At 54.3% G+C, this 24663-nt stretch carries 23 protein-coding genes; 20 read left to right on the top strand and 3 right to left on the bottom strand.

The features are described from left to right. Positions 1-3: 3 nt before the first annotated feature. From OO713_RS02625 to dnaE, 17 genes are all read left to right on the top strand, one after another. Positions 4-1785 carry a penicillin-binding protein 2 gene (locus OO713_RS02625; RefSeq protein ID WP_264786134.1) on the top strand — a complete coding sequence of 594 codons (1782 nt, stop codon included), beginning with the start codon at positions 4-6 and terminating at the stop codon, positions 1783-1785. Further along, on the top strand, positions 1763-3166 hold the full coding sequence (locus OO713_RS02630) for a UDP-N-acetylmuramoyl-L-alanyl-D-glutamate--2,6-diaminopimelate ligase (RefSeq protein ID WP_264786135.1): 1404 nt from the start codon (positions 1763-1765) through the stop codon (positions 3164-3166). Before OO713_RS02625 ends, OO713_RS02630 begins: the two co-directional genes overlap by 23 nt. After that, positions 3163-4551 (top strand): UDP-N-acetylmuramoyl-tripeptide--D-alanyl-D-alanine ligase, encoded by a 1389-nt coding sequence (gene murF / locus OO713_RS02635; RefSeq protein WP_264786136.1) that lies wholly within the window; start codon positions 3163-3165, stop codon positions 4549-4551. Before OO713_RS02630 ends, murF begins: the two co-directional genes overlap by 4 nt. Continuing rightward, a complete protein-coding gene (gene mraY / locus OO713_RS02640) occupies positions 4548-5651 on the top strand; it encodes a phospho-N-acetylmuramoyl-pentapeptide-transferase (protein WP_264786137.1) in 1104 nt (367 codons plus the stop codon). The genes murF and mraY overlap by 4 nt, the downstream gene beginning before the upstream one ends. Continuing rightward, positions 5633-7078, top strand: coding sequence for a UDP-N-acetylmuramoyl-L-alanine--D-glutamate ligase (gene murD, locus OO713_RS02645; protein WP_264786138.1), 1446 nt, complete (start codon positions 5633-5635; stop codon positions 7076-7078). Before mraY ends, murD begins: the two co-directional genes overlap by 19 nt. Further along, the gene (locus tag OO713_RS02650; RefSeq protein WP_264786139.1) at positions 7065-8222 is read left to right on the top strand and encodes a putative peptidoglycan glycosyltransferase FtsW; all 1158 of its coding nucleotides are present in this window, start codon (positions 7065-7067) and stop codon (positions 8220-8222) included. Before murD ends, OO713_RS02650 begins: the two co-directional genes overlap by 14 nt. Further along, a complete protein-coding gene (gene murG / locus OO713_RS02655; RefSeq protein WP_264786140.1) occupies positions 8219-9283 on the top strand; it encodes an undecaprenyldiphospho-muramoylpentapeptide beta-N-acetylglucosaminyltransferase in 1065 nt (354 codons plus the stop codon). Before OO713_RS02650 ends, murG begins: the two co-directional genes overlap by 4 nt. Positions 9284-9287: 4 nt before the next feature. Continuing rightward, a complete protein-coding gene (gene murC, locus OO713_RS02660) occupies positions 9288-10676 on the top strand; it encodes a UDP-N-acetylmuramate--L-alanine ligase (protein ID WP_264786141.1) in 1389 nt (462 codons plus the stop codon). Continuing rightward, positions 10673-11446 carry an FtsQ-type POTRA domain-containing protein gene (locus OO713_RS02665; protein ID WP_264786142.1) on the top strand — a complete coding sequence of 258 codons (774 nt, stop codon included), beginning with the start codon at positions 10673-10675 and terminating at the stop codon, positions 11444-11446. The genes murC and OO713_RS02665 overlap by 4 nt, the downstream gene beginning before the upstream one ends. Before the next feature lie 134 nt (positions 11447-11580). Further along, a complete protein-coding gene (gene ftsZ, locus OO713_RS02670; RefSeq protein ID WP_264786143.1) occupies positions 11581-12744 on the top strand; it encodes a cell division protein FtsZ in 1164 nt (387 codons plus the stop codon). Next, complete coding sequence (locus OO713_RS02675; RefSeq protein WP_264786144.1) at positions 12741-13415, top strand: YggS family pyridoxal phosphate-dependent enzyme; 675 nt, start codon at positions 12741-12743, stop codon at positions 13413-13415. The genes ftsZ and OO713_RS02675 overlap by 4 nt, the downstream gene beginning before the upstream one ends. Positions 13416-13455: 40 nt before the next feature. Continuing rightward, positions 13456-13830, top strand: coding sequence for a cell division protein SepF (locus OO713_RS02680; protein WP_264786145.1), 375 nt, complete (start codon positions 13456-13458; stop codon positions 13828-13830). Between the two features lie 3 nt (positions 13831-13833). Beyond that, positions 13834-14118, top strand: a complete 285-nt coding sequence (locus tag OO713_RS02685; protein WP_264786146.1) for a YggT family protein — start codon at positions 13834-13836, stop codon at positions 14116-14118. Positions 14119-14172: 54 nt separating this feature from the next. After that, positions 14173-14850, top strand: a complete 678-nt coding sequence (locus tag OO713_RS02690) for a DivIVA domain-containing protein (protein WP_264786147.1) — start codon at positions 14173-14175, stop codon at positions 14848-14850. Beyond that, on the top strand, positions 14837-15331 hold the full coding sequence (gene lspA / locus OO713_RS02695; RefSeq protein ID WP_264786148.1) for a signal peptidase II: 495 nt from the start codon (positions 14837-14839) through the stop codon (positions 15329-15331). Before OO713_RS02690 ends, lspA begins: the two co-directional genes overlap by 14 nt. Then, entirely contained in the window at positions 15324-16259 is a 936-nt protein-coding gene (locus OO713_RS02700; RefSeq protein ID WP_264786149.1) for an RluA family pseudouridine synthase, read from the top strand. Before lspA ends, OO713_RS02700 begins: the two co-directional genes overlap by 8 nt. Positions 16260-16287: 28 nt before the next feature. Next, the gene (dnaE, locus tag OO713_RS02705) at positions 16288-19776 is read left to right on the top strand and encodes a DNA polymerase III subunit alpha (protein ID WP_264786150.1); all 3489 of its coding nucleotides are present in this window, start codon (positions 16288-16290) and stop codon (positions 19774-19776) included. On the opposite strand, the gene OO713_RS02710 is transcribed toward dnaE, so the two are convergent. Next, positions 19773-20291, bottom strand: a complete 519-nt coding sequence (locus OO713_RS02710; protein ID WP_264786151.1) for a flavin reductase family protein — start codon at positions 20289-20291, stop codon at positions 19773-19775. The two genes, dnaE and OO713_RS02710, sit on opposite strands and share 4 nt — an antisense overlap. Positions 20292-20383: 92 nt before the next feature. Between OO713_RS02710 and hisD the strand changes: the two genes are divergently transcribed. Genes hisD through OO713_RS02725 form a run of 3 tightly spaced genes read left to right on the top strand, consistent with a single transcriptional unit; the run spans position 20384 to position 23078 of the window. Next, entirely contained in the window at positions 20384-21646 is a 1263-nt protein-coding gene (gene hisD / locus OO713_RS02715; RefSeq protein ID WP_264786152.1) for a histidinol dehydrogenase, read from the top strand. After that, positions 21646-22089, top strand: a complete 444-nt coding sequence (nrdR, locus tag OO713_RS02720) for a transcriptional regulator NrdR (protein WP_264786153.1) — start codon at positions 21646-21648, stop codon at positions 22087-22089. Before hisD ends, nrdR begins: the two co-directional genes overlap by 1 nt. Beyond that, positions 22086-23078 (top strand): quinone-dependent dihydroorotate dehydrogenase, encoded by a 993-nt coding sequence (locus OO713_RS02725; protein ID WP_346659311.1) that lies wholly within the window; start codon positions 22086-22088, stop codon positions 23076-23078. The genes nrdR and OO713_RS02725 overlap by 4 nt, the downstream gene beginning before the upstream one ends. On the opposite strand, the gene OO713_RS02730 is transcribed toward OO713_RS02725, so the two are convergent. Together OO713_RS02730 and OO713_RS02735 are read right to left on the bottom strand one after the other, a co-directional pair. Further along, positions 23075-24076, bottom strand: a complete 1002-nt coding sequence (locus tag OO713_RS02730; RefSeq protein ID WP_264786154.1) for an aldo/keto reductase family protein — start codon at positions 24074-24076, stop codon at positions 23075-23077. The two genes, OO713_RS02725 and OO713_RS02730, sit on opposite strands and share 4 nt — an antisense overlap. 16 nt (positions 24077-24092) lie before the next feature. Beyond that, complete coding sequence (locus OO713_RS02735) at positions 24093-24629, bottom strand: DUF3043 domain-containing protein (RefSeq protein ID WP_264786155.1); 537 nt, start codon at positions 24627-24629, stop codon at positions 24093-24095. Positions 24630-24663 lie beyond the last annotated feature (34 nt).

The following is a 24663-nucleotide window of genomic DNA, read 5'->3' on the forward strand; positions in this document are numbered from 1 at the left end:
CCGATGGGTTCCCAGCGCAGTGTGAACCGACGCTTTGGGTTCTTCATTCTCTTTACTCTTGGCCTAGTAGGACTGCTTGGCATTCGACTGGTCGATTTCCAGGTCGTCCAAGCTGCTGAGATCAAAGAAAAGTCCATGGAGCGACGGTCGGTGACGCAAACCCTGACGGCACTTCGTGGTGAGATTCAAGACAGTGCGGGCCAAATTCTTGCACGTACCGTATTTCGTTACGACGTGAACGTCGCCCCAAAGAACGTTGCTCCAGTAATTCGCTACTCGGAGGATGGAACTCGAACAGAAGTTCCAGTGGAGCAAATTGCCATTGAGCTGGCAAAGCTACTTGGTCTAACCGTTAGCGAAATCGCTCCAAAGCTTGTCGGCGACTCACAGTATGCAAACCTCGCAAAACGAGTCGATGCTGAGACCTACAGTGCGATTCGTGAGTTGAAGGTGCCATGGATTTACTTTGATCGGTTTGCTGATCGGCTGTACCCAAATGGCGCAGTTGCCGGAAACCTTATTGGCTTTGTCGGTGCTGACGGCGAGCCACTGGCGGGTCTTGAGCGTCAATACAACACCTGTCTCGCCGGTGTAGATGGGCAGGAGACTTACGAGCGAAGTGCTGAGGGAGTCCGCATTCCGGCATCGAGCGTGATGACCCAACCGATTCAAAACGGCGGAAATCTAAAACTCACCATTGACTCAAACCTGCAGTTCTTTGCTCAGCAGGTATTGGCTGACTCCGTCAATGACCTATCTGCTGACTGGGCTAGTGCTGTGGTCATGGAGGCCAAGACCGGCAAGATCATTGTTGCCGCGGAAGCTCCCTCGGTGGATCCGAATGACCCTTCAGCCTCCAAGGCTCAAGATCGTGGCTCCAGAATCTTCCAGTCGGCTTTCGAGCCGGGTTCGGTCATGAAGGCCTTGACTGTCGCAATGGTGCTAGATACTGGCACCGCAAACGAGAAAGACAAGGTCAAAGCTCCATACTCGCTGAAGCTAGATTTTCCTGGTGGCTCAGTCCAAGACAGCTTCGGTCACGAGACCTACTACCTAACACTTGGTGGTGTGCTTCGATACTCCTCAAACACGGCCACCGTGCAGTTCGGTCGCCAAATCGACAAAAACGTTCGCTATGAGTATTTGAAGAAATTTGGGTTTGGCAAGCAGACCGCGCTTAGATTCGAGGGCGAGAGCTCCGGCATTCTTCACCCAGCTGACGAGTGGGACAAGATGACCAACTACGCCACCATGTTTGGTCAGGGAATCTCGGTCACTGGCATTCAGATGGCAGCGGCCTATCAGGCCATTGCAAACGGTGGTGTCAAGCTGGATCCAGTTTTAGTCGAGGGCTGTGCATTAGAGGACGGCACCGTCACCATGAAGCCGAAGCAGACTTCGACCAGAGTCCTTTCAGCAGCTAAGGCCAAGAACACCCTTGAGCTGATGGAGAAGGTTGTGGAGTTTGGTGGCGTTGGTAAAAACGCAGCCATCCCCGGCTATCGAGTCGGCGGCAAAACCGGAACCGCACAGGTACAGCAGGGTTCTGGCTATGGATCCCGATTCGCCATCTCCTTTTACGGAGTGGCCCCGATTGAAGACCCACAGTACATCGTGGGAGTCACCATCTACCGCCCCGTAGGGGAGTCAAACTCTATGAAGACCACGCCGGTATTCAAGGCGATCATGCAGCAAGTCTTAAAGCACTACCGCGTCCCGCCTTCAACCACTAAATCCCGCGACATCCCGTCAGGTTCATTCGGTGAAGTCGAAAAACGGAACTAGAGCCCTTGCAGCCTCCCTCGGTCTGGCCGCGGATGTTGTTGACGTTGAATTGTCTGGCGTCTCGCTTTCAGCTGCCGAGGTTGAGCCCGGTGATCTTTTTGTTGCGATTCAGGGCCAACGGCATCACGGGCTGGACTTTTTGCAGCAGGCCATTTCAAATGGAGCCGCAGCGGTTCTGAGCGATAGAGCCGTGAACATTAACATCCCGGCGCTTGTGCACCCAGACCCCAAATCAGTTATTGGTGTGGTGTGCGACCTAATCTTTCCAGAACTTGAACTCAAGTTGTTTGGCGTCACCGGGACCAATGGCAAAACCTCGGTGAGTAGCTATTTACATCAAATTATTTGTGATCTGGGGGCCAAATGCGCCCTCTCCACCTCAGTGGGATTCCAAGGGCTCAGAGCTCTAAAGTCGGCTGCGCTAACTACTCCCGAGCTGACCACTTTGCGCAAGTGGCTGCGAGATTTTGCTGCTGAGGGCGGCGAGACAGCCGCCATCGAGGTCTCTGCCCAGGCACTCACTAGAAATCGAGTCGATGGTTTGAAGTTTGCAGTGGTGGGCTTCACCAACCTGACCCGAGATCACCTCGATGATTACGGTTCGATGGAGAACTATTTCGCCGCTAAGGCTCAGCTTTTCACCAACCAGCGTGCTGAGCAGGGGGTTATTTTCCTGTCCGACCAATACGCCACAAAACTTGCCGAGGCCGCGACCATCCCTGTCACCACAGTGGGCGATTCAGGTGATGTCGGGTTTTCCTACAAAGCTGGAAAGCTCTCACTGAGCGGAAAAATCAACTTTCAAATTGAATTTGCTGCCGGAGAGTTGATGGCGCGCAACTTCGCATTGGCCTTGGTTATGGCGCACTGCGCTGGATTCGACATCCAAAAACTCAGTGCAGCTCCTGCTGGATATCAAGTGCCAGGGAGGCTTGAACTAGTCTCAAAGTCCACGCCGCATGTTTATGTCGACTATGCCCACACTCCCGATGGCATTGCTCAAGCGGTCAAGGAGATCCGATCCCGGTATTCAGGGGTGACCTTGGTTTTTGGGGCATCGGGTAACCGAGATATCGGCAAGAGGGCTGAGATGGGTCGGGCGGCTGCGGCCGCTGAGCGGGTCTATCTCACCGACCAGCACCCAAGAGATGAGGACCCGGCAACTATTCGGGCTGCCGTGGCCGAAGGTCTTGTCGACTCGGGGAAGAGCTTTGTTGAGCTTTCGGATCCGACCGAGGCGATTGCCGTTGCTATCGCTTCCACGCCACGCGACCAGGCTGTGCTGTGGTGCGGTCCGGGGCACCTAAAATACCGTGAGATTGCAGGGCAGAAAATTGCCTTCGACGCCCGCGAAATAGCCAAGAACTTGGTGGAGAAATGATTGCCCTGACCTTAGCTGAGCTTGCCGAGGCAACCTCGGGAGAGCTGGTCGTCGGAGACCCCGAGACTGTTGTATTAGGTCACTGCGACACCGACTCTCGCAAGATTGGGTCGGGAGATATTTTCTTTGCAAAGCCCGGTGAGCATGATGATGGTCATCGATATCTTGAACAAGTGGCAGGCCGAGCCGGTCTTGCGGTTGTTATGCAGCCGCGAGAAGACCTGGCTCTAAATCAAATAAGAGTTGCCGATACCGTTACCGCACTATCCGCCCTCGCAAGCTACATTCTGGAGCGACAGCGTGCCCGGGGGCTTCAGGTCGTAGGAATAACCGGCTCAAACGGGAAGACTTCTACTAAGAACATGCTCAGAGCCATTTTGAGTGAGGTTGCCCCAACAGTCGCCCCGAGAGATTCCTACAACAACGAGGTTGGATTACCGCTCACCGTCCTAGAGCTCACTCCAGAGACCAAATTTCTCGTGTTGGAGATGGGAGCAGCGGGGCTAGGCAGCATCGAAAAGCTCGCGAGCTGGTGTAAACCAGATATCGGCGTTCAGCTAAAGGTTGGACTGGCTCATGCCGGCGCATTTGGTGGCGTAGAGCAAACCGCGAAGATCAAAGCGGAAATGATGCCGTTTATTACCAAGGCTGCTGTCTTGAACTTTGATGACCCAGTGGTGAGCGATTTTGAACCGCTTAGTTCGGTTCAAAAAGTGGGCTTTGGCTATAGCGACGATGCTGGGTACCAGCTGGTTTCGGCGAGCGTGACAATCGCTGGCACCAAGATTCAGTTCCGTTACCCAGACGGAGACACAAAATCCTTCGCTCTCAAAATTTTGGGTGAGCATCAGGCGATGAACGCCGCAGCTGCGCTGACCGTCGCAGACCTTCTAGGGGTAGAGCGCGATGGTGCCATTAGTTCTCTAGAACACCTCGAGCTTGCAGAGCGTTGGAGGATGCAGCCGATTCTTCGAAGCGACGGTGTTCTGATAATCAATGATGCCTACAACGCGAGCCCTGATTCCATGCGAGCCGCTTTGCAAACCCTGGCAACCCTGGGTAGACAAGGGCATCGCACGGTTGCAATCTTGGGATACATGGCAGAGCTTGGTGAGTATTCAAACTCTGAGCATGAAGCACTGGGTCGACTGGTCGTTAGATACAACATTGACAAGCTTTATGTGGTTGGAGCTAACGCCAAACTGATTCACATGTCCGCTACTCAAGAGGGGAGCTGGGATGGTGAATCTGAGTTATTTGAGGATGCCTCGGCTGCTTTTGAGGCTATCAATGACAAGCTAACCTCGGGAGACATTGTCCTGGTCAAATCCAGCAACGTCTCTGGCCTTAGGTATCTGGGAGACGAATTGGCAGGTGTTGCATGAGAGCCCTATTGATGGCCGGTGCGATCGCGCTGTTTATTAGTCTTTTTCTTACCCCTGGTTTTATTTGGGCTTTCAAGCGACTGCAGTGGGGCCAGTTCATCCGTGACGATGGTCCGCAGTCTCACCACATCAAGCGCGGCACTCCAACCATGGGCGGTTTGGTAATCCTCTTCGCTGCTGTAGTCGGATACTTTCTGGCTAAGTTCGCGAACGACGAGACTCCCTCAGTCTCGGCTTTGCTGGTGCTATTGATGATGCTGGGTCTTGGAGCGGTTGGCTTCATCGATGACTTCCTCAAAGTCAGAAAACAGCAAAGTCTGGGTCTTACAGGGTGGGCCAAAATTGCCGGCCAGGGCGTGGTGGCCGTTGCTTTCGCGATTTTGGCACTGCAGTTCCCGAATGATCGAAATCTCACCCCAGCATCTACCCAAATTTCTCTATTCAGAGATCTCCCGATTGACCTCTTTTTCTGGGGCTCAACCATCGGAATGCTGCTCTTCATCGTTTGGATCTACTTCCTGGTCGCATCAACCTCCAACGGCGTGAACATCGCGGATGGCTTGGATGGGCTAGCTACCGGGTCCGTAATTATGGCCATAGGTGCCTATGTGGTTATCGGTTTTTGGCAGTTCAATCAGAGCTGTAGAACTGCAGTTGAAAACATCGCAGCCTGCTATGAAGTGCGTGACCCGCTGGACCTAGCAGTCGTAGCGGCTGCAATTGTCGGAGCCTGTGTGGGCTTTTTGTGGTGGAACACCTCTCCGGCTCAGCTGTTCATGGGCGACACCGGTTCCCTTGGTCTTGGCGGTGCGTTGGCAGCCTTAGCTGTTCTCTCGAGAACCGAACTGCTTTTAATTCTGATTGGCGGCATCTTTGTGATTGTCACCGGCTCGGTCATCATCCAGCGTGGCTACTTCAAGCTCACTAAGTGGCGCACCGGGGTTGGAAAACGCGTATTCAAGATGTCGCCGCTGCATCACCATTTTGAATTGAAGGGCTGGGCTGAGGTCACGATTGTGGTCCGGTTTTGGATTATCGCAGCCCTCTGTGTGAGTGCGGGTGTGGGGCTGTTCTACTTTGAATGGATCTACGGAATCTGATGATCCCAAACACCTGGCACGCTAGTTGGGATTTCAAAGTCGCGGTATTGGGGCTTGGTAAATCCGGTTTTTCAGTTGCCGACACTCTTGTCGAATTGGGTTCAAAGGTCACGGTCTTTGCCGCAAAAGCAGAGCCTGAGCTAGCCGAGTTGCTGGATGTAATCGGCGCAGAGTTGATCCGATCGGACTCCGCTGAGGCGCTTGACCCAAGCCAGTTTGACTTTGCTGTAGTGTCTCCAGGTTTTGCCCCGTCGCATCCGCTTGTCCAAAAGCTAACAGAGTCCAATCTGGAGATCTTTACCGACATTGATTTGGCTTATCGCCTTGGCGACAAGGTAAAACGACCTGACTGGATCACAATCACCGGGACCAACGGAAAAACCACTACAACTCAGCTCACCGAGGCCATGCTGCTTGCCGACGGCAAGCGAGTAGTCGCCTGCGGAAATATTGGGACCCCGATCTTGGATGTGGTTCGTGAGCCACAGGGCTATGACTACCTGGTTGTTGAGCTCTCTAGTTTTCAGCTTCACTACTCCCATTCCCTAGGGGCGAAGGCTGCGGCATTTTTGAATCTCGCCGAAGATCACTATGACTGGCATGGTTCTGAAACCGCCTATCACCAAGCCAAGGCCAAGATTTATCAAGACGCCGAGATCGCCATCGTCTACAACGTGCAGGATGAAAAGACCCGCCAGGCTGCCGAAGAGGCGGATGTAATTGAAGGCTGTCGAGCAATCGGCTTCACAACTGGAATGCCGGCTCGCTCCATGGTTGGGTATGTCGAGGAGTTCTTGGTCGACAGAGCCTTTATCGAGAATCGTCACGAGGCAGCCCTAGAAATCTGCTCCGCTGAAGATCTGGCCGGCTTCGGGGTCTTGAGCGAACATCTCAAGGCAAATATCGCTGCCGCAACGGCGCTGGCGCGGGCAGTTGGTGTTGAAGCCAGCTCGATTCGGCGTGCACTGAAAGACTTTCGCCTGGCCGGTCACCGCATCGAATTGGTCGCGGAGCGAGCGGGTGTCACATACGTGGATGATTCAAAGGCAACTAACGCACACGCCGCTGACGCCTCACTCTCGAGCTTTGACTCTGTGGTCTGGATTGCCGGGGGGCTTTTGAAAGGGGTGGACCCAAAGCCGTTGATTGAAAAGCATGCCGATCGACTCCGGGGTTGCGTGGTGATTGGCAAGGACACGCAGGTTTTGGAGGAGCTTTTCAGGACTCTGATTCCAGAATTACCTGTGAGGGTAATAACGGGAGATCAGACCATGGTTGAGGCGGTTCGAGCTGCGTCCCAGTTAGCCATTGCCGGAGATACCGTGCTGCTGGCTCCCGCCGCGGCATCGATGGACCAATTCCGAGATTACGAGGACCGTGGCAATCAGTTTCAAGAGGCGGTGAGGGGGTTAGATGGCAATGACTGATTTGAAGTCTGCGATTAGACCGCGCTTCAGGGCGCAGTCCAGAGAGTTCTATTTCCTGCTTGGCCTGACCGCGATAATTGGCGTGCTAGGGCTCGCCATGGTGGCTTCTGCATCAACAGTAGATGCGTTCAAGAACACCTCAAATGCTGCATCCACCTTTGTGAGACAGGGTGGCTTTGCTTTGATTGGTGCACTTTCCTTAGTCATCGCATCGAACCTGCCGCTTGCCTTCTATAAGCGCATCGCGAACCTCCTATTGCTTTCAACCCTGGGTCTGCAGCTTGCCACGGTGCTTTTTGGTAGCGAGATCAACGGAAACAAGAACTGGTTGGATCTTGGATTTGTGTCGATTCAGCCTTCGGAGTTTCTGAAGCTAGGACTGATCATCGCCTTCAGCCTGATGCTCGCCCAACTTGGACCAGACGAAATGGAAAATAGGCAAATCTGGACCAGGGTCTTCGCCTACAGCGGCATTGCTTTGGTTTTGGTTGTTTTGCTGGGTAAGGACATGGGTACCGGCGTTGTCATGTTGGTGACCCTGGCTGGACTGTTCTTATTCGCCGGCATGAAGCTCTCCAGTTGGCTAACCCTGATGGCAATGGGCTCGATGGCCGCCGTGGTACTAGTGATTATGTCCCCATCCCGCGCGGCCCGTTTCTCGGCCTGGCTCAATCCAGATGAAGCCGACCCCATGGGCGTTAGGTGGCAATATGAGCACGGCACCTGGGCATTGGCTCACGGTGGCATCTTTGGAACCGGACTTGGGCGCTCCAAGATGAAATGGTCCTGGATCCCTGAGGTTCAAAACGACTTTATCTTCGCCATCATCGGCGAGGAGCTTGGCCTAATCGGAGCACTCTTTGTCATTCTGCTTTTCACCGCCTTGGCAGTGACCCTGTTTGCGATAGCGAAGAACCAAACCAACAGCTTTAGTCGAAACCTCGTGGCTGCCGTGATGGTTTGGATTTCAATGCAGGCGTTTATCAACATCGGTGTCGTGTTGGGGGTCTTCCCGGTTCTGGGTGTCCCTTTGCCACTCGTTAGCGCCGGAGGCTCATCGCTGATTTCGACCATGGCTGCAATTGGTGTCGTTCTGGCTGTTGAGCGCGACCGAGTCACGAATCCAGGGCGCTCCAGAAGATGACCAGGTTTTTGCTCGCCGGTGGAGGAACTGCCGGACACGTTAACCCATTGCTCGCCCTTGCTCAGCAACTCAGGGCAGAGGATCACGAGGTGTTTGCTCTCGGTACCAAGGAGGGTCTGGAGTCGAGGCTGGTTCCAGAGCGTGGATTTGAGTTATTGACCATAGCTAGATTGCCATTTCCAAGAAGGCTCAACCTAAAGGCCATTGCCTTCCCGTTTCGCTTTTTGAAGGCAACCTTTGATGTGATGGGCCTGCTTGCGAAATATCGAATTGACGCGGTGGTTGGATTCGGGGGCTACGCCTCCGCGCCTGCATACCTGGCAGCATTTCTATCGAGAAAACCCCTGGTGATCCATGAGGCAAATGCTCGGGCAGGAATTGCTAATCGGATCGGTGCTCGACTTACCAAATTTGTGGCGATCACATACCAAAACAGTGATCTCTCAGGGGCGATAACCGGCATGCCGATTAGACCTGAAATCGTCGATTCGGTCGCGGGTTATGACAAAGGTCAGGCCAGGGTTGAATTGGGGCTAGACCCATCTCTGCCAACTCTTTTGGTTACCGGTGGGTCACTTGGAGCAAAGCGCATCAACGATGCGGTCGTGCAGTCCCTCCCGAAGTTGAAGGCGGCCGGGATTCAGGTTCTGCACATTCTCGGCGATAAATCAGAGCACGTAGCCAAACAGGAGCCGGGGTACCGCTCGATGACCTATTGCGATCGCATGGATGTTGCTATCGCGGCGAGCGATTTTGCAATTTCACGAGCCGGATCCTCCACGGTTTCGGAATTCAGTGCAGTCGGACTGCCCGCGGTCTACGTCCCATACCCGGTTGGCAATGGTGAGCAGGAGTTCAATGCCGTGACCGTTTGTGAGGCGGGCGGGGGATTGGTTCGGCTCGATAAGGATTTTGACGCCGAATTTATTGAGGCTGAAGTGATTCCGCTGATCTCTCATTCAGCTACCTTGAAGAGGATGTCAGCGTCTGCAAAAACCATGGGAATTCCCGACAGCACCCTTCGCCTTAGGGACTTGGTCCTGGATGCGGTGAATACTTAGTTCAATGATTAAGCCTGATTACTCGCAGCCGGTTCCAGAAGACTTAGGCAAAGTTCACTTTGTAGGTATTGGTGGGTCTGGCATGTCCGGCCTTGCAAGACTTCTGCTCGGCATGGGGCATCAGGTCACCGGTAGCGATGTTCGTGACAGCGACAACATCACGCAGCTAAGAAAACTTGGCGCAATTATCACGATCGGTCACGATGCCAAGAACCTAGGAGATGCCGACACAGTCGTTGTCACCAGCGCGCTTTGGCCGACTAACCCGGAGTATCTATTGGCGAAGGAACGCGGACTGCCTGTGCTGCACCGCTCTGCCATGTTGGCGCACCTTGCTTCGACAGGAAAGCTGATTGCGGTTGCGGGTGCGCACGGAAAAACCACCTCTACCGGCATGGTGGTCACCGCGCTCGATGTTTTGGGTGCAGATCCAAGCTTCGTAAACGGCGGAGTGATTCAGGCCTATGGTGCATCGAGCAATTTCGGGTCGGGGGAGCACTTCGTCATTGAGGCAGATGAGTCAGACAGCTCATTCCTTCACTACCAAACCGACACGGTCCTGATCACCAATGTTGACCCGGATCACCTCGACCATTTTGGCTCTCTCGAAGCATTTGAGGGGGAGTTCGTCAAGTTTGCTAATGCTGCTTCGAATCTAGTTGTCATCTCATCAGATGACCCTGGAGCGGTTCGCGTGAGTGCACGCCTTAGTCATGGGCGGGTGCTCACCTTCGGTGAGGCCGAATCAGCGGATGTTCAAGTTAGTGAGATCGATGCCTCTGGACCTCAGGTCAAGTTCACACTTGGTTACCAAGGCACCAAGGTTCCGGTCCAACTAAGCATCCCTGGCGCACACAACGCCCTAAACGCTGCTGGAGCAGTAGCCGTATTGGTTGGACACGGTTTTGACTTTGCGCAAGCTGCAAATGCCGTCGCCACCTTTGGTGGAACAGTACGCAGGTTCGAGTTACATGGCGAGCGCAGGGGGGTAAAGGTTTATGACGACTTTGCCCACCATCCGACCGAGGTTGCAGCTGCCCTTAGAGCTGCCAGGGCAGCGGTTGGAACTGGAAAGCTAATCACTGTTTTCCAGCCACATTTGTATTCCAGAACTCGCATTTTTGCCCAGGAATTTGCAGAGGCCCTATCCCTCAGTGACCAGGTTGTAGTGCTGGATGTTTACGCGGCACGCGAGGATCCCGAGCCTGGCGTTACTGGGGCACTGATTACCGACCGATTCTCTGATCAGGGGAAAGTCCACTACGTGCCACTTTGGGAGGATGCGCCGGCCGCCGCCGCCGCATTGGCAACCAAGGGTGATTTCATCATGACCATGGGTTGTGGCGATGTCTACAAGATGGTTCCTGAGCTCCTCGAGGCTCTAGAGAAGTGAAAAAGCCAGAGCGAGAGCTGCTGGCCAAAGAGCGCAAGCGCATCGGTAGAACCAAGCGCTCCAAGCCAAAGTCAAACCTCGGCCCGTTTGCCCTGTTTGCTCGAATATTCATGGTTGTGGCACCACTTGTCTTGGTTGGTTTGGTTGCAGCGACTTTCTTTACGCCGCTTTTGGCAATCGAAAAGATCACTATTTCCGGTACCCAGCGACTTGAGCCTAAGAAGATTTCGAAGGCACTGGAGAGCCTGGATGGCAGACCTCTCACCACTATCTCAGAGGTTGAGGTCGCAGAGCTGCTGGCGGATTTCCCCTTGATTGAGACCTTTGCCATTCAGGCCGAGCCACCGCACACTCTAAATGTCAAAATCCGAGAGCGTCAGCCAATCGTGGTTTTAGTTCGGTCTGGAAAAAACTATCTCTACGATGCCGCCGGGGTTCAAATTGAGCAAACCGATGCTGCCGTAAAGCTTCCGTATCTGAATCTAAAGGGCAATCCAAAAGATAACCCGCAGTTCAAAACGGCAATGGAGGTGTTGCTGTCGCTTCCCGTAAAGACCTATCAGCGGGTTTATTCGATTGAGGTGTCAGAGCAGCTCACCACCAACTTGGTTTTGAAGAAGTCAAACATCACCGTTATCTGGGGCGATACCAAACAAGCCCTGCTTAAGAATGAAGTCTTGATGACACTTCTCAAGACGGGCCTTAGAGAGTCGGTTGTGGTTGACGTTTCATCGCCAAATGCGCCAGTGGTTACCTACCCAAATTACTGAGCCTGTTTGCGACACGCCCGAGCCGATAGGTTCCGATTTGGCCCCAGCGCTCTAACTTCTTCGCGCAATTTGAAAACCTGAACAAAAGTTAAGCCTCAGCCTTAACTTGAGGGTTTTCTCAACAGGAGGCAAAAGTGTCACAGGCACCGAACTATCAAGCAGTCATCAAGGTCGTAGGCGTTGGTGGCGGTGGAGTAAACGCTCTGAACCGCATGATCCAATCTGGTCTTCGCGGAGTTGAGTTCGTAGCCGTAAACACTGACGCCCAGCAGCTTCTAATGAGCGATGCTGATGTCAAGTTGGACATTGGTCGCGACATCACTCGTGGCCTCGGCGCCGGAGCCGACCCTGAAGTCGGTCGTCGTGCCGCTGAGGAGCACGAGAATGAGATTGAGTCAGCTCTGAAAGGCTCAGACATGGTCTTCGTAACCGCAGGCGAGGGTGGCGGAACCGGAACCGGTGCTGCACCGGTTGTTGCAAGAATCGCCCGCCGCCTCGGTGCTTTGACTGTCGGTGTTGTCACCAGACCGTTCAATTTTGAAGGCAAGCGTCGTGCTGTTCAGGCCGACGAGGGCATCAAGGCACTTCGTGCCGAGGTAGATACCCTGATCGTGGTTCCCAACCAGCGTCTGCTTGAAATGTCTAACAAGAAGATTTCCGCCATCGAGGCCTTCATGACCGCCGATGATGTTCTTCGAGCCGGTGTTCAGGGCATCAGCGACCTAATTGTCGTGCCAGGACTAATCAACCTCGACTTCAACGATGTCAAGTCAGTTATGCAGGGTGCAGGATCCGCCCTCATGGGTATCGGAACCGCAAAGGGTGAGGATCGTGCTGTCCGCGCTGCCGAGATCGCAGTTTCCTCACCACTACTGGAGGCAACCATCGAGGGTGCTCACGGAGTACTTCTGCTGATTCAAGGTGCTTCAGACCTAGGTCTGCACGAAATCGACGATGCTGCTCGCCTAGTTCAAGAGGCCGTCCACCCAGAGGCGAACATCATCTTTGGTGCAACCATTGAAGACACTCTCGGTGACGAGGTTCGCATCACCGTAATCGCCGCCGGCTTTGATGGTGGTGAGCCAACTTACCGCCGCTTTGACGCTGCTGCACTGGGCCAGGCTGCACTCGCAGCGGCAGCCTCTACCGCTGTGGCTAGCAGCACTGAAGAAGTGGCTGCAGAAGAGGTCGCAGCCGAGACTGTGACTGAGTTCCAGGGATTTGAGCCGGTTGAGGTCTCGGTTTCCTCCAACAACGGATTCGGGGATGACCTAGATCTCCCTGAGTTCTTCCGTTGAGCCTAAAAGAACGTTACGAAAGGGTCTTGGCCGATGTGGCCAAGGCCCCTTCGGCTTTTGGTCCGGCCACCTTGATCGTGGTGACTAAGAATCACCCTGCCGAATTGGTAGCCGAGTTGGTTGACCTGGGATGCATGAATGTTGGCGAAAATCGTGACCAAGAGGCTAGCGCAAAGTATCTGGCTACTCAGGAGTTGCGACCCCACAACTCGCTCAACTGGCATTTCATTGGTCAGCTTCAAACCAACAAGGTGAAATCCGTGTTGCGCTATGCCTCGGCGATCCACTCGATTGACAGGTCCTCTCTGGTTCAAGAGCTGGCTAAGCAGCTACCAAAACTAGGGCGCACGGTGCAGGGGTTTATCGAACTGAATCTGACAGGGGATCCAGGTCGTGGTGGAGTAATGCCGGCGAATCTGGAAGCGCTCACCGAGGAAGTGCTCAAAGTGCCCGAGATTCAACTACAGGGCTTGATGGCGGTTGCAGGCTTGGGAGAGGAACCGAGATCGGAATTTGAGAGGGTCTTGGAGCTGCAGCATCGCTTCTTGACGATTGCTCCAGAAGCCCGCTCGCTTTCAATGGGAATGAGCGAGGACTATCAGGTTGCGCTAGAACTTGGCGCGACACACATTCGGGTTGGGTCCAAAATAACGGGCCCGCGGTCTTATTGAGCCTAGTCTTGAGAGGAACTAAGGAGTATTCATGGGCGTAATGAATTCAGTAATGACATTCTTCGGATTTGGTGGCTCTGAGGCACCTGTTTCGGAATCTGCTGCAAAGCCTCGCCCAGTCACTCGTCGACGCTCCTCTGACATGTCAGAGATTGTCACCATCGACCCTCAGTCATACGCCGACGGCAAGGATGTCGCCGCGAACTTCCGTCAGGGCGTGCCGGTAATCGTAAATATTGCAGCCCTGAGCGAGCCTGAGGCCAAGCGCATGCTCGACTTCATGATTGGACTCAAGGAAGGCCTTGAGGGCTCGCTGAAGCGAGTCACCCCGAAGGTATACCTGCTCACCCCGGCACACGTTGCGATTTCCGACTCAGACTCTGAGGAAGAGACCAGCGAAGACCTAATGAACTAGCCCATGGGTCTTCTGGGCAGCCTCTTAGCTTTCGCGCTTCAAATTTACTTCTACGTTTTGATGGCGCGCTTTGTTGTGGACCTCATCATGAGCGTGAATCGCTCTTGGAGACCCCCGGGCATCCTGCTCCCTGTTTTGGATTTTGTTTACACAATCACTGATCCGCCTTTGAAGTTTGTTCGTCGATTCGTACCACCAGTGAGACTTGGGCCAGTTGCTCTTGATCTTGCCTTCACGATTGTGCTCATAGCGGTACTTTTCCTCCGGAGTTTGGCAGCCGCCCTTTAGTCAAATAACATGGTGTTCGTTGCTTTGAGCGACCCTGTTAGGAAGGTGCACCAAATGGCGCTGACGCCCGAGGATGTAGTCAACAAGAGATTTCAGCAAACCAAGTTCCGTGAGGGTTACGACCAGGACGAGGTAGATGACTTCCTGGACGAGGTGGCCGTTGAATTCCGCCGCCTAAGCCAAGAGAACGAAGAGCTAAAGGCCAAGTTGGCAGCAGCCCAGGCTCGCGCTGAGGAGGCTCCTGCAGCCGCTCCTTCCTACCCTGCAGCATCCGTTGTCGCCGCTGCGGCAGTGCCATCGGCCTCAGATGCTCAGAACTCGCACAGTCTTTTGGAGCTTGCTCGCAAGCTACACGAGGAGCACGTTCGCGAAGGTCTTACCAAGCGCGACCAGCTAATCCGAGACGGCCAAGAGCAGGCCACTCGTCTAGTCCGCGATGCTGAGGCTCAGGCTCGTGCAGTAATCGGACAGCTTGAGCTTGACCGCCGTGCAATCGAGAACACCATCGACGAGCTTCGTGAATTCGAGCACGACTACCGTGCCCGGCTGCGCGACTACATCGAGAACCAACTGCAGACCTTGGTCCGCGAGGAGTCCTTCGAGCAGCCTCTTGAGGCAGCGGCGAAGATCGAGCTCGAAAGCGCAGCTGCAGCCGCTGTAGTTGCAACTGCGGTTGAGGCTGAGGCATCAGAGGAAGACGAAGAAGAAACCGAACTGAGTGAGCGCAACTAGCTCCTCAGCCCGCTGGGTTTATTCGATTGGCTTTTCGACTGTCTTCCTAGATCAGTTCACGAAGTATGCCGCTGAGCATTTTTTGTCGGACGGAAGCGTCGTAAATGTAATGGGCGACTTGTTGCGGTTTCGCCTTGCCTACAACGAAGCGGCGGCATTCTCGCTGGGCTTCGGTGCAACGTGGATCCTGGCGCTCATTTCTTCGGTGGCGGTGCTGTTGCTTCTTTGGTACGGACCTAAGGCCAAGACCACCATCTGGGCAGTCATTGCTGGTTTGGTTCTTGGTGGGGCAGCTGGCAACTGGGTGGATCGGGTATTCAAGGAGCCGGCTTTCTTCTCAGGGCACGTGGTTGATTTCATCCAGATTCCGTTCAATTTCCCAATTTTCAACTTGGCTGATTCGTTCCTCGTGATTGGCATCACTCTGGCCATGCTGCGGACCCTCAGAGGCGATGAGATTGGCGGCGGCAGGGGTGAGTAAATTCCTCCCAGTTCCGGATCTGCTAGCAGGCGAAAGAGCCGATGCGGCAATCGCAAAAATGCTTGGCCTTTCTAGAACCAAGGTGATTGACCTGATTGAAGCTGGCTTGGTCAGATCTCAGTTTGGAGCTTTGGGTAAGTCCGATCGACTTTCGGTGGAGATGATCATCGAGGTTGAGCTAGATGAGCGACCAGTCCAAAGTTTGGAGATAGTTGCAGCCGATGTTCCAGAGCTTGAGATTGTCTATCTTGACGACGACATCGTCGTTATCAACAAACCTGCCGGGGTGGTCTCGCACCCTTCAGTTGGGTTCGAAGGCCCAAGCGTCGCCGGAGTGCTGCTCTCCAGGGGTATTACCCTTTCCACCTCAGGCGCTCAGGAGCGACAGGGGATCGTGCAGCGTCTTGATGTGGGCACTAGCGGTTTGATGGTGCTGGCTAGGTCGGAGCGCGCGTACTCTGTCCTCAAACAAGCGTTCAGGGATAGGACGGTGAAGAAGACCTACCACGCCCTGGCCCAAGGGCATCCGGAGCCAGCCTCGGGAACCATCGATACTCCGATTGCTAGGAGTCAGCGCCATGACTATAAGTTCACGATTTCAGCCGAAGGTAAGCACGCGGTTACACACTATAAAACCATTGAACTGCTGCCGGCAGCGGCCTTGATGGAGGTCGGGCTTGAGACTGGCAGAACGCACCAAATCCGCGTGCACTTCTCTCACTTTAGGCACCCTCTGGTAGGGGATCCGCTCTATGGGGCGGACCCCAAACTAGCTTCAGCCTTGGGTCTTGATAGGCAGTGGCTACATGCCAAGAAGTTGGCCTTTGCACACCCGATTAGCGGAGACTGGGTTGAATTTGAATCTGATTATCCCGCGGATCTGGAACTCGCTCTCGGCAAACTCAGGGATACCGATTTTCGGCTTTAGGATTTAGGCCTATCAACTAGGAGCGGGTTTGAGCGAGTCTTTTGTTCACCTGCACAATCACACCGAGTATTCGATGCTCGATGGGGCAGCGCGGGTCAAAAAGCTGATTGCGAAGGCAGTCGAGCTTGGCATGCCTGCCATAGCGATGACCGACCATGGCAATACTCACGGAGCGTATGAATTCTGGAAACAGGCGAAGGCTCAGGGCATAAAGCCGATTATTGGTATCGAAGCCTACGTGGCTCCTGGGTCTCGCCTCGAAAAATCCAAGGTTCGATGGGCCGATGGGGGAGATGACGACGTCTCCGGTGGTGGTGCCTATAGCCACATGACCATGTGGTCAACCGATAACGCCTCGATGCAAAATCTCTTCCGGCTATCCTCCGAGGCATATCTTTCGGGTTACTACTTCAAGCCGCGCATGGACCGCGAGCTTCTCAATAAATACGGCAAGGGTTTGATCGCGACCACGGGTTGCCCCGGTGGAGAGGTGCAAACCCGACTGCGCCTGGGTCAGTACGACGAGGCCATTCGAACTGCAGCGGAGTTCAGGGACATCTTCGGTGAGGGCAATTTTTTCGTCGAGGTTATGGATCACGGCCTCTCAATCGAGAAGCGTGTTCGTGACGACCTACTGCGTTTGGCAAAGGACTTGAGCCTCCCTCTGGTTGCAACTAATGATTTGCACTACACAAATCAGGAGGACCACGAGGCCCACGACGCGCTGCTGTGTGTCCAGGTTGGTTCAAATATCTATGACCAAAACCGCTTCAAGTTCGAATCTCAGGAGTACTACCTAAAGTCTGCTGCGCAAATGCGGGAGCTCTTCAAGGACCTACCCGAGGCTGCCAACAACACTTTGTTGATTGCAGAGCGCTCCGAAGTGAATTTTGAAAAGCGGGACCTCATGCCAAGGTTCCCGGTTCCGGAGGGGGAGACTGAGGCTGATTGGTTGGCCAAAGAGGTTTGGCGCGGAATGGATCGTCGATTCCCAAACGGTTACTCCGACAAGCACCGCGAGCAGGCCGCCTATGAACTCGATGTCATAGTTCGAATGGGCTTCCCAGGTTACTTCCTGGTAGTGGCCGACTTCATCTCCTGGGCCCGATCCCAAGGCATTCGCGTAGGTCCCGGACGAGGATCGGCTGCAGGTTCAATCGTCGCTTACGCCCTTGGTATCACGGAACTTGATCCGCTGGAGCACGATCTGATCTTCGAGCGTTTTTTGAACCCAGAGCGACTCTCAATGCCTGATATCGATGTCGACTTCGACGATCGTCGCAGACCGGAAGTCATCCGTTACGTCACGGAGAAGTACGGCGATGACCGAGTGGCTCAGATCGTCACCTTCGGAACCATCAAGGCCAAACAGGCATTGAAGGATGCTGCTCGGGTTTTGGCCATGCCATATGCCGTTGGGGAGAAGCTCACGAAGGCGATGCCTCCGATGGTGCTCGGACGCGATGTGTCGCTTAATGAATTGATCGATCCCGCTGCCGAACGCTACTCTGAGGCGGCTGAATTCAGGGAGATCATCGAGAATGATGAGGAGTCAAAGCGAGTCTTTGATCTCGCTCAAGGCCTTGAATCTCTGAAGCGCCAATGGGGAGTTCACGCTGCAGGTGTGATCATGTCGGCAGAGCCACTGATGGATGTTATCCCCATCATGAAGCGCGAAGAAGACGGCGCGATTATCACGCAGTTCGATCAACCCCCTTGTGAAGATCTAGGTCTTCTAAAGATGGACTTCTTGGGTCTTAGAAACCTAACTGTCTTGGATGACGCTCTAGAGAACATCCGGCAAAACCGTGGCGAGAGTGTTGTGTTGGAGGAGCTCGACCTCAACGCCGACGAAAAGACCTTCGAGCTACTCTCTCGTGGTGACACACTGGGTGTTTTTCAGCTCGATGGTGACGCCATGCGACAGCTACTTCGTCAGCTAAAACCAACGGAATTCGAGCACATATCAGCAGTAATTGCGCTTTATCGCCCGGGTCCCATGGGCATGAACTCTCACATCAACTATGCCCAGCGTAAGAATGGGCAGCAGCAGTCCGAGCCAGTGCATCCAGAACTCGAAGAACCGCTTCGCGAGATCTTGGGCCCCACCTATGGACTGATTGTCTACCAAGAGCAGGTTATGGCGGCCGCTCAAAAAGTGGCCGGATACTCGCTGGGTCAAGCAGACCTGCTGCGTCGAGCCATGGGAAAGAAAAAGCCTGAGGAGCTGGAAAAGCAGTACGAAATTTTCAGTGCTGGTATGCAAGAGCGCAACTACTCCAAAGACGCGATCAAGGCCCTCTGGGAGACTTTGCTTCCATTTGCCGACTACGCGTTCAATAAGGCTCACTCAGCGGGTTACGGCGTGCTTAGTTACTGGACCGCTTATCTCAAAGCCAATTACCCAGCCGAGTACATGGCGGCGTTGCTTACAAGCGTTGGTGATTCGAAGGACAAGCTTGCGATCTACCTCAATGAATGTCGCAAGATGGGTATCAAGGTGCTACCGCCGGACGTCAGTGAATCAATTGGTGTTTTTGCTGCGGTAGGTGATGACATTCGATTTGGTCTAGGTGCAATCCGAAACGTTGGCAAAAACGTAGTCGATGCGATTGTCGAGGCTCGTCAAGCTGGAAAGTTCACCTCTTTCCACGACTTCCTATCGCGAGTCGGTCAGCAGGCCACCTCGAAGCGCGTTGTCGAATCTCTCATTAAGGCTGGAGCCTTTGACTCACTTGGACACACCCGCAGGTCTCTGATTGCAATTCACGAAGAGGCAATTGACTCAGCAGTGGTTTTGAAGAAGCAGCAGGCATCTGGCCAGATGGATCTCTTCGGCGATCTTTTAGAAGAGGATCCAGCCGTGATTGAGGTGCCTACTCTTCCAGAGTGGACCAAACGTGACCTGCTATCGCATGAGCGCGAGATGCTGGGTCTTTACGTCTCGGATCACCCTCTGGCTGGCATGGAAGCCCTTCTGATGCGGCACTCGGATATGGGCGTCATTGCGCTTCGTGAGACCCAGCTCAAAGACGGAGAGACGGTCACCATTGCGGGTTTGATTACTCAGGTTGCCCACCGCGTCGCCAGAACCTCTGGGAACCCCTACGGTCAAGTGACGCTGGAGGATTTCTCTGGCGAAATTTCAGTGATGTTCATGGGTAAGACCTACCTAGAAAACCGCGAGCTCTTGATTGCCGACCAAACAGTCGCCATTCGCGGGCGAATTTCAAGACGCGATGAAGAGGTGACACTTCAGGCATTCTCGATTGAAGTTTTGGATGCCGGTCGTGAGCAAGGTGGCGTCCTCAGGCTTGCAATCAAGGAGTCCATGGCAAACAAGACCATCCTGGGTAAATTGGGTGAAATTCTGGATACCCACCCAGGACCAGTGGAGGTTCAAGTCAAACTGATCGGGTCAGCCGTCAAGCATTTCTTGCTTCCTCAACGAGTAGCGGTAGGACACGATTTGTTCGGAGAGCTCAAGGCCCTGCTAGGCCCTGATGCAGTCGATTAGTAGTTGTCGGCTAGTCGCTCACCAGTTGTTAGGTAGCCGCGACGGTAGTAGAGAAGCGGCTCTGCCTCGGAGTTTTCAAACCCGCTGATCACGTCAACAACCACGACCGCGTTTGCCGCAACTTCGAGCCTTGTCCGCACCTTTCCCAACAGCACCGCAGAGGTCTGGGGAAAAACTGGCACACCCGATACCAGGCTGTACTCAACGTCTTTGAACCGATCTTCTTTGGGTCCCGCAAGTTTTTGAGACAGCGCAAGGTTTTCGGTTGTCAAGGTGTGGATCGCAACATTCGCTCCCTCAACTAAGTGTGCGTATGAAGAAGAGCCTTGGGCGATGTTGAAAGAGACCAATGGCGGGTTGGAACCAAGTGAGGTTACCGATGTTGCAGTGAATCCAATCGGAACACCGTCCTCTGTGCTGGCAGTGATGATTGCCACACCTGAAGCGTGGCGTCGGAATGCGGCCTTGAGCGCATCTGCGCCAAACAGATTGAAGTCCGTGGATTGATTTGTCATCTTAGATAAGGTTAGAGCATCAAATTCACCAAATTATTCCGAGGTATTGATTGCGGCTTTTAGAACTAACGGGCCCGATTACATCTTCGCGGGTGAATCTTTTGATTCCCAGGGCCACAGTCCAGAACAACTCAGCGATTGAGGCGAGTGTTTGGACGATCTGCGAAGAGGTTAGAACCCTCGGGGAGGCAGCCCTTCGTGACCATGCCCAGAAGTTCGATCGCGTGTTGCCGGCATCGTTCAAGGTCTCACGTGAACAGCTTCGTTCCGCGCTAGAAAACACAGCGCCAGATCTTGTCGCTGCACTCGAAGAGGCAATTACGAGAGTTCGTCGCGTTAGCGCTGCAGTTGTGTCAACGGAGGTGAGCGTCGAACTTGGTGATGGTGCCAATGTCACTCAGCGCTACGTACCGGTAGATTCTGTCGGTTTGTATGTTCCCGGTGGCAAGGCTGTCTATCCGTCCAGCGTGATCATGAACGTGGTTCCGGCTCAGGTTGCCAACGTCCCACGAATCGTAATTGCCTCCCCAGCTCAGGCGGAATATGACGGGCTACCACACCCGAGCATTCTCGCCGCCGCTGAGCTCTTAGGGGTGCATGAGGTCTATGCCATCGGTGGTGCCAGTGCGGTAGCTGCTTTTGCGCACGGGGTTTCGGAAATAGGCCTGGATCCAGTCACGATGGTTACCGGACCGGGAAATATTTATGTTGCCACCGCCAAACGTCTATTGCGCGGCAAAATCGGAATCGACTCTGAGGCCGGTCCCACCGAAATCCTGATCGTCGCCGACAAGACAGCTAATCCAGCTTTCGTTGCCGCCGACCTTATTTCCCAAGCCGAGCACGACGAGAACGCCGCAGCGGTTTTGGTCACCGACTCGAGGGAGTTGATTGACAGCGTTTCTCGGGAGGTTGACCGTCAGCTTGCCATGGCCGACAACCGCGAGCGAGCTGCAATCTCGCTCGCAGGGGAACAGTCCGCGCTGGTCTTGGTGGAGGACTTAGAGGCGGCCATCGCTGTGGCGAATCACTATGCCACCGAACACCTTGAGATTCAGACTGAGAGACCTCAAGAGGTTGCCCAGCGAATCACCAACGCTGGGGCGCTTTTTATCGGTGACTTTTCTCCCGTGAGCTTGGGTGATTACCTTGCAGGATCCAACCACGTGTTGCCAACCTCGCAGCAGGCAAAGTTTGGCCCAGGTCTTGGGGTGCACACATTCCTGAGACCGCAGCAGGTGATCTCCTACTCGAAGAGTGCGCTGGCCCAGATTTCTCGCAAGCTAGAGATCTTGTCTCATACCGAGGGTCTCTCCGCGCACGGCACCGCAGCTTCGATCAGAGAGGATCGCTGATGTTCTGTCCATTTTGTAGAAATTCAGATTCTCGAGTAATCGACTCGAGGACTTCGGATGATGGTTCGTCGATTCGACGTCGTCGTCAGTGTCCAGAGTGCCAAAAGCGATTCACGACAGTTGAGACTGCGAGCCTGATGGTTACCAAGCGCTCGGGCGTAACAGAACCTTTTTCAAGAGACAAGATCGTCAGTGGTGTTCGCAAGGCGTGTCAGGGTAGGCCTGTTACCGATGCCGACCTGGCTTTGCTGGCTCAGCAGGTCGAGGAGACTCTGCGTGCCACCGGGGCAGCATCGATTGAGGCTCAGGACATCGGTCTAGCGATTCTCGATCCGCTTCGCAACCTGGACCATGTTGCCTACATGAGATTTGCGAGCGTCTATCAGGCCTGGGATTCACTTGATGATTTTGAAAACGCGATTGAGAGCCTGAGGGCCGAATGATCTATCGCGCACTCTTCAACGTCTTTTTCAAGCGTCTCGACCCAGAAGTTGCGCATCACCTGGTGGTCGCGGTTCTCGAGTTCCTAGCTGCAGTCGGAGTTCTTCGGGCCCCCAGGAAGCCCAGAGACATCAGGGTGATGGGGATTCTCTTTGAAAATCGATTTGGACTCGCGGCGGGCTTTGATAAAAATGCAAAGCTGATCAAACCCATGCATGCCTTGGGGTTTGGGCACGTCGAGATTGGCACTGTCACACCAAGGCCCCAGCCTGGTAACCCAAAGCCGAGAATGTTCAGACTCCCAGAGCACAAGGCTCTGATAAATCGCATGGGTTTCAATAATGATGGTGCAGAGGTAATTGCCAAGCGCCTCAAGAAGTTGCGCGAGAGTAGTGACAACCTACCTGTGATCGGTGTGAACATAGGTAAAAACAAGGACACTCCGGCCGAATTTGCTTACCAGGATTACCAGATGGCTGCCGCGGCGCTCTCCCCATATGCTGACTACCTTGTGGTGAACGTGTCATCACCTAACACTCCGGGGCTCAGAGATTTGCAGCAGGTTGAAGCACTGAGGCCGATTTTGGATGCCACAATCGAAAATGCCTCAGGAAAGCCAGTGCTTCTAAAGCTCTCTCCAGATCTTGCCGACCAAGACTTGATTGACATTCTGCACATGGTCAAGAGCACCAAGCTTGCAGGCGTCATAGCCGCGAACACCACCATCGGCCGAAATTTGAAGGCCGATCCAGCCGTGTTGGCTGAGGCGGGCGGACTTTCCGGGCCGATTTTGCGCTCTAGGTCTTTGGAGATGCTTCGCATTATCCGGCAAGAATTGGACCGCTCCTACTGCGTCATTTCGGTGGGCGGAGTAAACACCAGGATCGAAGTTCAGGCTCGAGTTTCGCTCGGGGCTGACCTAGTTCAGGGGTACACCGGCTTCATTTATAACGGACCGCTTTGGCCTGCCCGCCTCGCAAAAATCGACTAGCAGGGACGCTCTGACGGAGACTTAGTCAGGCTCGGGTCAGTCATGTAGAGGCCGTCTAGGACCTCGTCGACCTTGGCCATGACATCAGCTGGAATCTCAACGCCTGAAGCGCCGAGGTTGTCCTTCATCTGCTCCGGCCTGGATGCTCCAACAATTGCAGCTGAGACGGCCTTGTTTTGCAGGACCCAAGCAAGCGCAAACTGAGCCGTGGTCAGTCCGAGTCCATCGGCTAGCGGGCGAAGGTTTTGCACCGCAGTTAGGGTGGCCTCGCCCATGAACTTCTCAACGATTGAAGACATTGCAGGGTCAGCAGCGCGCGAACCCTCTGGAGCTGGTTGCCCAGGCAAGTACTTTCCAGTTAGCACACCCTGTGCCATAGGTGACCAAACAATCTGCCCCAGACCAAGCTCGAGGCTGGTGGGAATCACCTCGGCCTCGATTACGCGCCAGAGCATCGAATACTGAGGTTGGTTGGAGATTAATTTGAAACCCAGCTCGGAGGCGAGCTTTTGCCCAGCGCGAATCTGCTCTGCATTCCACTCGGATACTCCGACATAGAGCACCTTGCCCATGCGTACCAGGTCGGCAAAAGCCTGCATGGTTTCCTCAAGCGGAGTTTCGTAGTCGAAGCGGTGTGCCTGGTAGAGGTCAACGTAGTCGGTTTGCAGGCGTTGCAGCGAACCGTTGATGGACTCAAAAATGTGCTTGCGGCTGAGGCCACAGTCATTCGGACCCTTTGCTGCAACTGGCCAGTAGACCTTAGTAAGAATCTCAATTCCCTCGCGGCGCTGACCCTTGAGTGCCTTGCCAAGGACTACCTCAGCTGCTTGATTGGCATAGGCGTCTGCAGTGTCGAAAGTTGTGATACCACCCTCAAGGGCTGCGTTCACGGTTGCGATTGCCTGCTCCTCGGCAACTTGAGAAGCGTGGGTGAGCCAGTTTCCGTAGATCAGCTCGGAGACTTTCAGGCCGGAGTTACCAAGGTAGCGATGCTTCATTTTCTGCCCTAACTGACTAGTCGACTTTTGCGAATCTCGAAACTTGTGGCTTTGGAATCCTTAGCGAACGCATTTGGATCGAGCGCATCGCGCCATACCAACCCAGTCCGCCCTCTACCTTGTCGGCACCAAACTTCTTGGCAACGCGCTTCTTGACTGAGCGGGAGACCAGGAAGGCGTCGAATGCAACAACGAGAAACAGCGACCACATGGCAAACAGCGAAATCAGTTGCACTTCGTAACTATCGATGAAGGTTGTGAGGACGACAAGGAACATGGCCGGAAGGACCATTTCTCCCGCGGTGAATCGGGCATCTACTAGGTCGCGAACAAACTTGCGCTGCGGGCCCTTGTCGCGGTAGGTCAGGTAACGTTCGTCACCGGCCATCATGCCTTCTCTAGCCTTCTGGCGCTCCTCGCGGAGCTTCTCGCGCTGGGCCTTTCGAGCCTCTTTGCTGCGATCGCCAACCAAAGGCTTCTTGCGCGCTTGCTCGCTAACTTTGCGCGGGGGAGTGGGTCTACCCTTGCCGGCTGATGAATTGGTTTCTGACATGCGGAACCTCTCGAGATCTGCGACTAGATTATCG

It is taken from the genome of Aquiluna sp. KACHI24 (assembly GCF_025997915.1).
Classification (GTDB): domain Bacteria; phylum Actinomycetota; class Actinomycetes; order Actinomycetales; family Microbacteriaceae; genus Aquiluna.

Excerpts from the sequence above, each read along its gene's own strand:
- OO713_RS02685 (WP_264786146.1), top strand. The coding sequence starts at position 13,834 with ATGGGTCTTCTGGGCAGCCTCTTAGCTTTCGCGCTTCAAATTTACTTC.
- nrdR (WP_264786153.1), top strand. The coding sequence starts at position 21,646 with ATGTTCTGTCCATTTTGTAGAAATTCAGATTCTCGAGTAATCGACTCG.
- OO713_RS02650 (WP_264786139.1), top strand. The coding sequence starts at position 7,065 with ATGGCAATGACTGATTTGAAGTCTGCGATTAGACCGCGCTTCAGGGCG.
- murG (WP_264786140.1), top strand. The coding sequence starts at position 8,219 with ATGACCAGGTTTTTGCTCGCCGGTGGAGGAACTGCCGGACACGTTAAC.
- murD (WP_264786138.1), top strand. The coding sequence starts at position 5,633 with ATGGATCTACGGAATCTGATGATCCCAAACACCTGGCACGCTAGTTGG.
- OO713_RS02725 (WP_346659311.1), top strand. The coding sequence starts at position 22,086 with ATGATCTATCGCGCACTCTTCAACGTCTTTTTCAAGCGTCTCGACCCA.
- OO713_RS02730 (WP_264786154.1), bottom strand. The coding sequence starts at position 24,076 with ATGAAGCATCGCTACCTTGGTAACTCCGGCCTGAAAGTCTCCGAGCTG.
- OO713_RS02735 (WP_264786155.1), bottom strand. The coding sequence starts at position 24,629 with ATGTCAGAAACCAATTCATCAGCCGGCAAGGGTAGACCCACTCCCCCG.
- mraY (WP_264786137.1), top strand. The coding sequence starts at position 4,548 with ATGAGAGCCCTATTGATGGCCGGTGCGATCGCGCTGTTTATTAGTCTT.
- OO713_RS02690 (WP_264786147.1), top strand. The coding sequence starts at position 14,173 with ATGGCGCTGACGCCCGAGGATGTAGTCAACAAGAGATTTCAGCAAACC.
- OO713_RS02625 (WP_264786134.1), top strand. The coding sequence starts at position 4 with ATGGGTTCCCAGCGCAGTGTGAACCGACGCTTTGGGTTCTTCATTCTC.
- OO713_RS02710 (WP_264786151.1), bottom strand. The coding sequence starts at position 20,291 with ATGACAAATCAATCCACGGACTTCAATCTGTTTGGCGCAGATGCGCTC.
- murC (WP_264786141.1), top strand. The coding sequence starts at position 9,288 with ATGATTAAGCCTGATTACTCGCAGCCGGTTCCAGAAGACTTAGGCAAA.
- OO713_RS02680 (WP_264786145.1), top strand. The coding sequence starts at position 13,456 with ATGAATTCAGTAATGACATTCTTCGGATTTGGTGGCTCTGAGGCACCT.
- murF (WP_264786136.1), top strand. The coding sequence starts at position 3,163 with ATGATTGCCCTGACCTTAGCTGAGCTTGCCGAGGCAACCTCGGGAGAG.